The organism is Amycolatopsis solani (assembly GCF_033441515.1).
GTDB classification, from domain to species: Bacteria; Actinomycetota; Actinomycetes; order Mycobacteriales; family Pseudonocardiaceae; genus Amycolatopsis; species Amycolatopsis solani.
Genome location: NZ_JAWQJT010000003.1, coordinates 1,819,364 through 1,830,671, shown reverse-complemented (window position 1 = coordinate 1,830,671; position 11,308 = coordinate 1,819,364). Strand labels below are relative to the sequence as shown.

The 11,308-nt window shown below is 71.6% G+C and carries 12 protein-coding genes; 8 read left to right on the top strand and 4 right to left on the bottom strand.

Annotated features, from left to right (window positions below; genetic code table 11):
* The first annotated feature begins 369 nt into the window (after positions 1–369).
* Positions 370–1,464, top strand: a complete 1,095-nt coding sequence (locus tag SD460_RS41170) for a D-alanine--D-alanine ligase family protein (RefSeq protein ID WP_290060159.1) — start codon at positions 370–372, stop codon at positions 1,462–1,464.
* On the opposite strand, the gene SD460_RS41165 is transcribed toward SD460_RS41170, so the two are convergent.
* Positions 1,461–1,997 (bottom strand): DUF3515 domain-containing protein, encoded by a 537-nt coding sequence (locus SD460_RS41165; RefSeq protein WP_290060158.1) that lies wholly within the window; start codon positions 1,995–1,997, stop codon positions 1,461–1,463. The two genes, SD460_RS41170 and SD460_RS41165, sit on opposite strands and share 4 nt — an antisense overlap.
* 19 nt (positions 1,998–2,016) lie before the next feature.
* A complete protein-coding gene (locus SD460_RS41160; protein ID WP_155545137.1) occupies positions 2,017–2,250 on the bottom strand; it encodes an Lrp/AsnC ligand binding domain-containing protein in 234 nt (77 codons plus the stop codon).
* Between the two features lie 125 nt (positions 2,251–2,375).
* On the opposite strand from SD460_RS41160, the gene SD460_RS41155 reads away from it, so the two are divergent.
* Positions 2,376–3,332, top strand: a complete 957-nt coding sequence (locus SD460_RS41155) for a thiamine-phosphate kinase (RefSeq protein ID WP_290060157.1) — start codon at positions 2,376–2,378, stop codon at positions 3,330–3,332.
* Between the two features lie 16 nt (positions 3,333–3,348).
* Entirely contained in the window at positions 3,349–3,828 is a 480-nt protein-coding gene (locus SD460_RS41150; protein WP_290060156.1) for a GNAT family N-acetyltransferase, read from the top strand.
* On the opposite strand, the gene SD460_RS41145 is transcribed toward SD460_RS41150, so the two are convergent.
* On the bottom strand, positions 3,815–5,011 hold the full coding sequence (locus tag SD460_RS41145) for a glycoside hydrolase family 27 protein (RefSeq protein ID WP_318307568.1): 1,197 nt from the start codon (positions 5,009–5,011) through the stop codon (positions 3,815–3,817). The two genes, SD460_RS41150 and SD460_RS41145, sit on opposite strands and share 14 nt — an antisense overlap.
* 39 nt (positions 5,012–5,050) lie before the next feature.
* Between SD460_RS41145 and SD460_RS41140 the strand changes: the two genes are divergently transcribed.
* The 3 genes from SD460_RS41140 to SD460_RS41130 are packed head-to-tail and all read left to right on the top strand — an operon-like array spanning position 5,051 to position 7,119.
* On the top strand, positions 5,051–5,581 hold the full coding sequence (locus SD460_RS41140) for a gamma carbonic anhydrase family protein (protein WP_290060154.1): 531 nt from the start codon (positions 5,051–5,053) through the stop codon (positions 5,579–5,581).
* Positions 5,582–5,611: 30 nt separating this feature from the next.
* Entirely contained in the window at positions 5,612–6,289 is a 678-nt protein-coding gene (locus SD460_RS41135; protein WP_290060153.1) for a uracil-DNA glycosylase, read from the top strand.
* Between the two features lie 59 nt (positions 6,290–6,348).
* Entirely contained in the window at positions 6,349–7,119 is a 771-nt protein-coding gene (locus SD460_RS41130; protein WP_290060152.1) for an alpha/beta fold hydrolase, read from the top strand.
* 113 nt (positions 7,120–7,232) lie between these two features.
* On the opposite strand, the gene rpmB is transcribed toward SD460_RS41130, so the two are convergent.
* Complete coding sequence (rpmB, locus tag SD460_RS41125) at positions 7,233–7,424, bottom strand: 50S ribosomal protein L28 (protein WP_003091970.1); 192 nt, start codon at positions 7,422–7,424, stop codon at positions 7,233–7,235.
* A gap of 134 nt (positions 7,425–7,558) precedes the next feature.
* Between rpmB and SD460_RS41120 the strand changes: the two genes are divergently transcribed.
* Both SD460_RS41120 and recG read left to right on the top strand, forming a co-directional pair.
* Positions 7,559–9,136: a DAK2 domain-containing protein gene (locus SD460_RS41120; protein ID WP_290060151.1), complete on the top strand. Its 1,578-nt coding sequence runs from the start codon at positions 7,559–7,561 to the stop codon at positions 9,134–9,136.
* A gap of 4 nt (positions 9,137–9,140) precedes the next feature.
* Complete coding sequence (recG, locus tag SD460_RS41115; RefSeq protein WP_318307567.1) at positions 9,141–11,294, top strand: ATP-dependent DNA helicase RecG; 2,154 nt, start codon at positions 9,141–9,143, stop codon at positions 11,292–11,294.
* The last annotated feature ends 14 nt before the right edge of the window (positions 11,295–11,308 follow it).

Below are 11,308 nucleotides of genomic sequence, written 5' to 3'. Positions count from 1 at the left end.
TCCACAAGCGGGCCGTGATGTGGACAACTGTGCCGTGCCGGCGGCTTTTCCGGATTTCGCGTCGGTGGGGGCCGATACGCTCGGAGTGGCGGTGAGCCCCCAGGGAGGGCGGGGCCCTGCCCGGGGGCGGTCCTGCGAAGGGGGGCGAGTGCGGATCCGGCGCGGCCGGTCGTCGCGTCGAGCCGCTCGGGCCGGCCCCCGCGGCCGCAAGCTGGCAGGCAGGGCGGACGCAAGCCAGGGCGGGCCCAGCGATCCCTCGACCTACCGGACGTCCCGCGCCCCTCACCGGTTGCGTTCGTCGCTCCCCGGCCGCCGTCCGTCGCACGGGGCTGGGCTGTTCCGCGAGGTCACCGGGTACGGTGGCTCACCATGAGCGAGAAGATCCGGGTGGCGGTCGTGTTCGGCGGGCGCAGCAGTGAGCACACCATCTCCTGCCTGTCCGCCGGCAGCGTCCTGGGTCACCTCGACCCCGCGCGGTTCGAGGCCGTTCCGGTCGGGATCACCCGCGAAGGCCGCTGGGTGCTCGGCACCGGGGACTCCGCGCAGCTCGCCATCCGCGGGCGGGAACTGCCGTCGGTCGACGACGGCAAGGGGCTCGTGCTCGCCGGGGATCCGTCCAGCCAGGGGCTCGTCGCCGTCGAGGCCGGGCGGGAAAGCGAGTTGCTCTCCCAGGTGGACATCGTGTTCCCGGTGCTGCACGGCGCCTTCGGCGAGGACGGCACCATCCAGGGCCTCCTCGAGCTCGCCGGCATCCCGTACGTCGGGCCCGGCGTTCTCGCCAGTGCCGCCGCCATGGACAAGGAAACCGCGAAGAAACTCCTTGCCGCCGAAGGGCTTCCGGTGGGCACCTTCGTTGCGCTCAAGCGCGGTCAGTCCACTTTGGACGACGACGAGCGAGCCAAGCTCGGGCTGCCCGTCTTCGTCAAGCCCTCCCGCGCCGGGTCGTCCGTCGGCATCAGCCGCGTGACCACGTGGGACGAGCTCGACGCCGCCATCGCGCTCGCCCGCGCCACCGATCCCAAGGTGCTCGTCGAAGCCGCGGTCGTCGGGCGTGAGGTCGAGTGCGGGGTGCTCGAGTTCCCGGACGGCCGCGTCGAAGCTTCACTGCCCGCCGAGATCCGGGTGCTCTCCGAAGACGAAAACGCTTGGTACGACTTCGAAACCAAGTACCTCGGGGACGACGCCGAACTGGACATCCCCGCCAAGCTCGACGACGCCCTCACCGAGAAGCTCCGCGCCATGGCCGTGGAAGCCTTCAAGGCGCTGGACTGCCAGGGCCTCGCCCGCGTCGACTTCTTCGTCGGCGAAGACGGCGAGCTGACCATCAACGAGGTCAACACGATGCCCGGCTTCACGACGAAGTCCGCCTACCCGAAGATGTGGGAGGTCACCGGCGTGGACTACGCAACGCTGCTGAGCACCCTCGTCGACACCGCCGTCGCCCGCGGGACCGGGCTCCGCTAGGAGAACCGCAGCGGCCGCGGGGGCAGCTTCGCCGCGATCGTGTCCGAGATCTGCTGCAACGGGCCCGTCCCGGCGCTGTCGGGCACCGTCAGCGCCGCGTAGACCTCGCGGTCCACCACGTACCACGTCGACGCGCCTTCGCCCGGTACCTGCAGCCACTGCACCTTGTTCACCAGCCGCAGGGCCGCCGTCGGGGTCAGTTCCGGGGGACGGTTCAGGCCGCAGCGCAGCACCAGCGGGTCGTCGGTGCCCCAGGCGACCGTCGCGGGCGGGGCCGGGTCGGCCAGGGCCCGCACCTTCAGAGAAGTCCCGTTGGACGCCAGTTCCGTCGGCACCGCGCTCAGCAGCGTCGCGCAGCCGGGCGAGCCCGCGAAGGGCGCCGGCACGGGGACCAAGGGCAGCGGTCCCGCGCCGTCCGAGGACGAGCGCTGGGTCAGTGCGAAAACGGCGACGGCGACCGCGAGGGCCACGGCGAGCGCGGTCGCGGTGACGAGCACCACCCGGGGTGGGGCTCCGGTGTCGGAATCGGGCACCCGACCACTACACCATTGGTCAGAGATGCACGACCGGGCAGGTCAGGGTCCGCGTGATGCCTTCCACGTTCTGCACCTTCGCGACCACGAGCTGGCCCAGCTGGTCGACGCTGTCGGCGGCCGCGCGGACGATGACGTCGTACGGCCCGGTGACATCCTCCGAACTGGTGACGCCCGCGATGCTGGAGATCTCGGCCGCCACCGCGGCCGCCTTGCCGACCTCGGTCTGGATGAGGATGTATGCGTGGACCACGGCGCGCCCTTTCGTCGGGATCGGTCAGCTCAGGTAGGAACGTATCGCCAGCTCATCGAAAAACATAGGGCATCCGACTATCGGTGATCGACTCTTTGTCCCGGTAGAGAAAGCAGAGGTGACCGGTGTCACCGAACGACGCAACGGTCGCCGAGACCGGGGAGTTCGCGCTCATCCGCGCCGTCACCGAAGGACGGCGCCAGCCGCCGGGGACGTTGCTCGGTCCGGGTGACGACGCCGCTGTCGTGGCCGCGCCCGACGGCCGCGTGGTCGCCAGCACCGACGTGCTCGTCCAGGGCGTGCACTTCCGGCTCGACTGGTCGCCGCCCGAGCACGTCGGACGCAAGGCGGTCGCGGTCAACCTGGCCGACATCGCCGCCATGGGAGCCGCGCCGACCACCGTCCTGGTCGGGATCGCCTGCCCGCCGGACACCCCGCGCGAGGTCGTCACCGGCCTCGCCGACGGCATGTGGACCGAAGCCGAGCGTGCCGGCGTCGGCGTCTCCGGCGGCGACATGGTGCGCGCCGACCAGCTCGTGATCAGCGTCACCGCCCTCGGCGACCTCGGCGACCGCGAACCGGTGACGCGCTCGGGCGCCCGGCCCGGCGACGTCCTCGCGGTGTGCGGGCGGCTCGGCTGGGCCGCCGCCGGCCTGGCCGTGCTCGGCCGCGGGTTCCGGTCCCCGGTCGGCGTCGTCAACGCCCAGCGCTGCCCGGAGCCGCCGTACGAAGCCGGTCCGCGCGCCGCGCTGGCCGGGGCTACCGCGATGATCGACGTCTCCGACGGCCTGCTCGCCGACCTCGGCCACATCGGCGCGGCCTCCGGCGTCGGCATCGACGTCCGCACCGCCGACCTCGACGTCCCTTCCCGGCTCACCGAAGTCGGCGCCGCCCTCGGCGCGGACCCGCTGGACTGGGTGCTGACCGGTGGCGAGGATCACGCCCTCGTGGCCACGTTCCCGCCCTTCACCGAACTGCCCGAGGGCTGGCGCACCATCGGCGTCGTCACGATGGCGGACTCCGGGATCACCGTGGACGGCAAGCCTTTTGCGCGAGAAGCCGGATGGACGCACTGGCGCTGAACTAAAGTCGGGAGTCGTGAGAATCGTTCCGGTCCCCTACGACCACCCCGACGCGGCCAAGCTCATGGCCGCGGTGCAGCAGGTGTACGTCGAGCGCTACGGCGACGAGGACGTGACCCCGATGAGCCCGGCGGACTTCGACCCGCCGCAGGGCGTTTTCCTCGTCGGCTACCAGGGCGACGAAGCCGTCGCCTGTGGCGCTTGGCGGGCCCACGACGGCCCGGCGCCGGACTTCCGGGACGGCGACGCCGAGTTCAAGCGGATGTACGTCGCCGATTCCGCCCGCGGCCGCGGGTTCGCGCGGATGATCCTGTCCGAGCTGGAGCGCACGGCGGCCCTGTGCGGCCGCAAGCGCGCGGTCCTCGAGACCGGGACCAAGCAGCCCGAGGCCATCGCGCTCTACACCTCGTCGGGCTACGCCGGGATCCCGAACTTCGGCGTGTACAAGAACGAGCCCGAAAGCCGCTGCTTCGGCAAGGACCTCACCTCGGTGTGAGCTTGAGGAAGGCCGCCGCGTGCGGCCGCAGCGTCGCCGAGACGCCGGTGCCGGCGTCCCGGTGCGCCCACAGATCCCGGACGCTCCACGAGCCGGGGATCGAAGCGGAGACGGTCGCGGTGGTGCTGCCGGTGTTGAGCAGCACCACCGCGAACCCGCCGCCGGTAAGCGGTTTCCCCCACACCTGGTAGCCGGGGCCGGCGTCGAGCCGGCGCCCCTGACCGCCCGCGAAGTCCTGGTCGACCGCGATCGCCTCGGGGTTCGCGAGTGTCGTGAGATCGGCGTCACCCAGCTTCGCCGGGTCGGTGCCGGCGAACAGCGGCGCGTTCAGCACGGCCCAGACGCTGAAGTGCGCGCGGGACTCGTCGGCGGTCAGCGTGCCGTTGCCCACCTGCAGCATGTCCGGGTCGTTCCAGCCGCCGGGGGAGCCGCTGTGGACGGCGACGGCGGCCTGCTGGTCGATCGTCGCGAGCACGGACTCCCAGGTCGCGACCAGGTCGTTGGTGGTCCGCCACAGGTTCGCCACCGGCCGCGCCCAGGTCCACGGGCTCGAAACGCCGTACTCGGAGATCGCGTAGACGATCGGGCGCGGCAGCGCGGCGAGCTCGTCGCGCATCTTCTCGAACGCCGTCTTCCGGTCGAGGCCGTCGACGGTGTCGGCGTTGCACCAGTCGTACTTGAGGTAGTCGACGCCCCAGCGGTCGAAGGTCTCGGCGTCCTGGCGTTCGTGCCCGAGCGAGCCGATGCCGGTCGCGGGGTAGGCGTCGTTGGCCATCGCGCACGTCCGGCTGCCGGGCACGGCGTAGATGCCGAAGAACAGGCCGCGCGAATGCACGTAGTCGGCCAGCTCGGCGATGCCGTGCGGGAACCGCTTCGGATCGGCCTCCAGGGAACCGTCGGCGGTGCGGGCGGGGGCCTGCCAGCAGTCGTCGACGACGACGTACTGGTAACCCGCGTCCCGCAGGCCGGTGTCGGCCAGCGCGTCCGCCGCCTGCTTGACGACGTCCTCGGTGAGGTCGTAGCAGCGGACCTGGTTCCAGCTGTTCCAGCCCATCGGCGGCGTCGCGGCCAGGCCGTTCGCGAGCGCGGGCGTGGCGACGGGCAGGCTGAGCAGCCACGTCAGCACGACGAGGAGGAGCACGAGCAGGCTGGTTTTCGGCTTGGCGGCGATGCCGTGATCCAATCGCAGAACACGTGAAACCGCAGTCACCCCGGAGGCGGCATGCCGATCTACGCACTCGGATCCCTCGAGCCGACGATCCACCCCGACGCCTACGTCCACCCGGACGCGACGGTGATCGGCGACGTCCGGATCGGCGCTTTCGCGTCCGTCTGGCCGCAGACCGTGCTGCGCGGCGACCACGGCTACATCGAGCTCGGCGAGCGCTCGAACGTCCAGGACGGCTGCGTCCTGCACTGCACCGAGCGGCACCCGACGATCCTCGGGCCGTCGTCGGCGATCGGGCACGCGGTGCACGTCGAGGGCGCGACGATCGGCACCGGCTGCCTGATCGCGTCCGGTTCGGTGGTGCTCAACGGCTCGGTGATCGAGGACGGCGGCATGGTCGGCGCGGGCGCCGTGCTCTCGTACGGCAGCCACGTCAAGACCGGTGAAATCGCGCTGGGCGTGCCGGCGAAGGTCCGGGAGAACAAGTCGTTCGGGCCGGAGAGCATCGCGATGGTGGTGGATTCCTACGTCGAACGCGGCAAGCTGTTCCGGACCGAGCTGCGGCGGCTCGACCCGCTCGGGTGACGTCGGCCACGCCCGGTAGGCTTGCGCGCCGTGACCGCACGACCGCTGCAGGACATCGTCGAGGCAGGCTGGGCCGAGGCCCTGGAACCGGTGGCGCCGCAGGTCGCCGCGATGGGGGAGTTCCTCCGCGCGGAGATCGCCGCGGGCCGGACGTACCTGCCGGCGGGTGAACACGTGCTGCGGGCGTTCAAGCAGCCGTTCCACGACGTGCGCGTGCTCATCGTGGGCCAGGACCCGTACCCGACGCCCGGGCACGCGGTCGGCCTGAGCTTTTCGGTGGCGCCGGACGTCCGGCCGATCCCGAAGAGCCTGGTCAACATCTACAAGGAGTACGCCGACGACCTCGGCCACCCGCTGCCGTCCAACGGCGACCTGACGCCGTGGGCCGACCAGGGCGTCCTGCTGCTCAACCGGTCGCTGACCGTCCAGCCCGGGAAGTCGAACTCGCACCAGGGCAAGGGCTGGGAAGCGGTCACCGAGCAGGCGATCAAGGCCCTCGCGGCCCGGTCGGAGCCGATGGTGGCGATCCTCTGGGGCCGCAACGCGCGCAACCTGCGCCCGATGCTGGGGGAGGTGCCGTGCATCGAGTCGGCGCACCCCAGCCCGCTCTCGGCGCACAACGGCTTCTTCGGGTCGCGGCCGTTCAGCCGCGCGAACCAGATGCTGGAGCAGCAGGGCGCCGCGCCGGTCGATTGGAAACTTCCCTAGGTTCGGGTGTCCGGATCCGCGTGACGGCTCCGACCAGGGGTGAACCCTTTGGAGGAAGCATGAACGTCACTTCGGCCGACGGCACCCCGATCTTCTTCGAGCAGCGCGGGTCGGGCGCGCCGGTGATCCTCGTGGGCGGCGCGTTCAACGACCGCACGACCGTCGCGGGCCTGGCTTCGGTGCTCGCCGACGATTTCACGACGATCGCCTACGACCGGCGGGGGCGCGGCGACAGCGGGGACACGCCGTCGTACGCGATGGAACGCGAGATCGAGGACATCGCGGCGCTGATCGCCCACGTGGGCGGCTCGGCGTCGGTGTTCGGGCACTCGTCGGGCGCGGTGCTGGCCCTGGAAACGGCGGCCGCGGGCCTGCCGATCGACCGGGTGGTGGCGTACGAGCCGCCGTACGCGACTTCGGAGCACCCGCGAGGTGACGTCCTCGGTGAGGTGGAGGCGCAGCTCGCGGCCGGTGACCGCGACGGCGCGGTGGCGACGTTCCTGCAGGTCGCGGGCACCCCGGCGGAGATGATCGAGGGGATGAAGCAGGCCCCGGTGTGGGGCTGGTTCACGGCGCTGGCGCACACGCTGCCGTACGACCTGACGATCTGCGGCCCAGGCGCCCGCCCCCGTGAGGACCACCTGGCTCGCGTTTCGGCGCCGACCCTGGTGATCGGCGGGGGAGCGAGCCCGGAGGCGCTCCAGGCCGGCGCCCAGGCGGCAGCCGTGGCGGTACCCGGCGCGCGGTACGAGACGCTGGCGGGGCAGGACCACGGGGTCCTCCAGTACCCGGAAACCCTGCGCGACCTCCTGACCGGCTTCCTCAAGTGAGCGGTCGTGAGTGTTCAGTAGGGTTCTAACCCTCCTGAACACTCACGACCGGCCGCGCGCAAAAAAATGGCGGGTGCCCCGAGGAGCACCCGCCATTTCCGAAACTTCTCGCCTCAGCCGCGAACGACCTTGCCCGCCTTGATGCACGAGGTGCACACGTTCAAGCGCTTGCGCTGGGACACACCCACCTTGGCGTGGACGGTCTGGATGTTCGGGTTCCACCGGCGGTTGGTACGGCGGTGGGAGTGCGAGACCGACTTGCCGAAGCCGGGTCCCTTGCCACAGACGTCGCACACGGCAGCCACGTCGAACTCCTTTGGATCTGGGTCATAGAGATGAGCCCAGATGCACTGGGCAACTCGACCATAGTAACTACTGCGATCGAGGGTCTCGGCACCGGGTCGATACGCTGCCGGAAGACCGGTCAGGAGGTTACGGGGTGCGGGTGCTGGACACGGCGGCGGTGTCGGCCTGGGCGTCGGGTTGCGTGCACAGTCTCGCGAGCCTGCGCCCGGCCATCGACGAGATCAACGTCTACCCCGTCGCGGACTCCGACACCGGCTCCAACATGCTCTTCACGATGACCGGCGCGGCGAAGGAACTCGAAGCGGCGCAACCGAAAGACGCCGCCGAAGCGCTGAAGGTCCTCGCGCGCGGCGCGGTCGCCTCGGCCAAGGGCAACTCCGGCGTGATCCTGTCCCAGGTCGTGCGCGGGCTGGCCGACAGCGCCCGCGGCGACCTCGACGGCGCGTGGCTGGCCGAGGCGCTCGGGCACGCCGACGAGGTCGCCACCGGCGCCGTCAGCCGCCCGGTCGCCGGGACCATCCTGACCGTCCTGCACGCCGTCGCCCTCGCCGTGCGCGGTGACACGCGTTCGCTCGGCGAAGTCGCGCGGAAGGCGGCGGAAGAAGCCGCGGACGCCCTCGAGAAGACGCCCCTGCAGCTGCCCGCGCTGGCCAGGGCCGGGGTCGTCGACGCCGGCGCGCGCGGGCTCGTCGCCGTGCTCGACGCGCTGGTCGGGGTGCTCACCGGCACCGCGCTCGAGCAGTTCCACGCCCTCGAAGTCCACGCCGTCCCGCACGCCGAGGCCTACGCCTGGGAGGTCATGTACCTCCTCGACGGCGTCGACGAGGCGAGCCTGCCGACCCTGCGCAAGGAGCTGAGCGGCCTCGGCGACAGCGTCACCGTGGCCGGCGACGGCTCGGGCAGCCACGCCGTGCACGTCCACTGCGCCGACATCGGCGCCGCCATCGAGGCAGGGCTCACTCTCGGCCGCCCGCGCAAGATCCGCGTCGAGCCGCTGCTCACGCCGACGCCGATCGAGCCGGGCGGCGGGATCGACCGGACGGTCGTCGCCGTGGTCCACGGTGGCGGGCTGGCCGAGCTGCTGCGCGCCGAGAGCATCCCGGTGCTCGCCGTGCCCGAGGGCGAGACGCCGAGCGTCGAAGACATGATCAGCCTGCTCAACGAGGCCGCCGGGCAGCACGTCACGGTGCTGCCCGGCAGCGTCGCGCTGACCGCGGCGGTCGACACCGCGGCCGGGCACGCCATCGCCGCCGACCGGGACGTCGTGGTCATCCCCTGCGTGTCGCCGGTGCAGGTGCTGGCCGCCCTCGCCGTGCACGACGCCGGCCGCCGCACCAACGACGACGTCGTCGCGATGGCCGAAGCCGCCGCCGCGACCAGGCGTGGCGAACTGCGGATCGCGCAGGAGGAGTCGCTAACCTGGGTGGGCCGGGCCCAGTCCGGTGACGTCGTGGGCCTGGTCGACGACGAGGTGGTCCTGATCGAGCCGGCGCCCGCGTCGGAGACGAACCTGGTCGCCGCCGCGATGAACGTGCTGAACCGCATGCTGGCCCTCGGCGGCGAGCTCGTGACGGTGCTGAGCGGTGCCGCGGCCCCGCCCGGGGTCGCCGGGGAGCTCGCGGAGCAGCTGCGGGTGGAGCACCCCGAGGTGGAGCTGACCAGCTACGCCAGCGGCCAGACCGGCGCCGTGCTGCTGATGGGAGTCGAATAGCGAGATGGCCGGACTGCGCGACAAGCTCCCGTTGCTGCTGGGCGCCAAGACGGCGAAGGCGCTCGCCACGTCGTTGGACATCGAAACGGTCAGCGACCTGCTGCGCCACTACCCGCGCCGCTACGCCGAGCGCGGCGAGCTCACCGACATCGCCGGCCTCGAGCTGGGCGAGCACGCCACCGTGCTGGCGCGCGTCGAAAAGGTGAGCAAGCGCCGGATGAAGGCACGCAACGGCACCATCCTCGACATGGTGATCACCGACGGGAAACGCCGGCTCACCTGCGCCTTCTTCAACCAGGCCTGGCGGGAGAAGGACCTCGTCCCCGGCAAGACCGGCCTCTTCGCCGGCAAGGTGTCCGCCTTCCGCGACACCCTGCAGCTGACCAACCCCGAGTACGAGCTGTTCGACGCCGAGAACGAAGCCGAGGCGATGGACAACTTCCTCGCCGCGATCATCCCGGTCTACCCGGCGGCGCAGGGCATGCCGACGTGGTCGATCGCCAAGTGCGTCCGGCAGGTCCTCGACGTCCTCGAGGTCGACGACGACCCGATGCCCGCCGAGCTGCGGCGGCTGCACAAGCTGTCCGACCTCGACACCGCGCTGCACGGCATCCACCGCCCGGAGAACTGGGCGCACCTGGAGGCGTCGAAGAAGCGGCTCAAGTGGGACGAGGCCATGGCCGTCCAGCTGATCTTCGCGCAGCGTCGCCACTCGGCGATCTCCCGGCCGGCGAAGCCGAACCCGCACGTCAGCGGCGGCCTGATGGACGCCTTCGACAAGCGGCTGCCGTTCGACCTGACCGCGGGGCAGCGGGGGATCGGCGACGAGATCGCCGCGGACCTCGCTTCCGAACACCCGATGAACCGGCTGCTGCAGGGCGAGGTCGGCTCCGGCAAGACGGTCGTCGCGCTGCGGGCGATGCTGCAGGTCGTCGACAACGGGCGGCAGGCGGCGATGCTGGCGCCCACCGAGGTCCTCGCCGCGCAGCACGCGCGTTCGCTGCGGGAAATGCTCGGCGACCTCGGCCAGGCCGGCGAGCTGGGTGCCGCGGAGAACGCCACCCGCGTGACGCTGCTCACCGGGTCGATGGGCGCGAAGGAACGCAAGAAGTCGCTGCTGGAGATCGTCAGCGGCGAGGCCGGGATCGTCGTCGGCACGCACGCGCTGATCCAGGACCACGTCGAGTTCGCCGACCTCGGCCTCGCCGTCGTCGACGAACAGCACCGCTTCGGCGTCGAGCAGCGGGACGCGCTGCGCACCCGCGGCGCCGGCGACACCAGCCCGCACGTCCTGGTCATGACGGCGACGCCGATCCCGCGCACGGTCGCGATGACCGTGTACGGCGACCTGGAGGTGTCCGCGCTGCGCGAGATGCCGGTCGGGCGCTCGCCGATCGCGACCACGGTCGTGCCGGTCGCGGAGAAGCCGGCCTGGTTCGAGCGGATCTGGCAGCGCGTGCGCGAAGAAGTCGGCAAGGGGCACCAGGCGTACGTGGTGTGCCCGCGGATCGGCGACGAGCCGCCGTCGGACAAGAGCGACAAGCGGCCGCCGCTCGCGGTCCTCGAGGTCGCGCCCGAGCTGGAGCACGGCCCGCTGCAGGGCCTGAAGATCGGCGTGCTGCACGGCCGGATGCCCCCGGACGACAAGGACGCGGTGATGCGCGCGTTCTCGGCGGCCAAGCTCGACGTCCTCGTGGCGACCACCGTCATCGAGGTCGGCGTGAACGTGCCGAACGCGACCGCGATGGTGATCATGGACGCCGACCGCTTCGGCGTCAGCCAGCTGCACCAGCTGCGCGGCCGCGTCGGCCGGGGCAGCGTGCCGGGCCTGTGCCTCCTGGTCACCGAGACCCTCGACGGCACCGCAACGCGCGAACGCCTGGCGGCGGTCGAGTCCACCACGGACGGCTTCGAGCTGTCCCGCCTGGACCTGGAGCTGCGACGGGAGGGCGACATCCTCGGCGCGGCCCAGTCGGGGAAGCGGTCCACGCTCAAGCTGCTGTCGCTGCTGCGCGACGAGGACGTCATCGCGGCGTCCCGGCAGAGCGCGCAGGAGATCGTCGAGAAGGACCCGGAGCTGAAGAAGTACCGGGGGCTGGCCCAGATGGTCGACGACGTCGTCGACGTCGACCGGGCGGAGTACCTGGAGAAGAGCTGATCCGCCGGGCCACG

Coding starts and splice junctions, on each gene's coding strand:
- recG (WP_318307567.1), top strand. CDS start 9,141: ATGGCCGGACTGCGCGACAAGCTCCCGTTGCTGCTGGGCGCCAAGACG.
- SD460_RS41130 (WP_290060152.1), top strand. CDS start 6,349: ATGAACGTCACTTCGGCCGACGGCACCCCGATCTTCTTCGAGCAGCGC.
- SD460_RS41170 (WP_290060159.1), top strand. CDS start 370: ATGAGCGAGAAGATCCGGGTGGCGGTCGTGTTCGGCGGGCGCAGCAGT.
- SD460_RS41140 (WP_290060154.1), top strand. CDS start 5,051: ATGCCGATCTACGCACTCGGATCCCTCGAGCCGACGATCCACCCCGAC.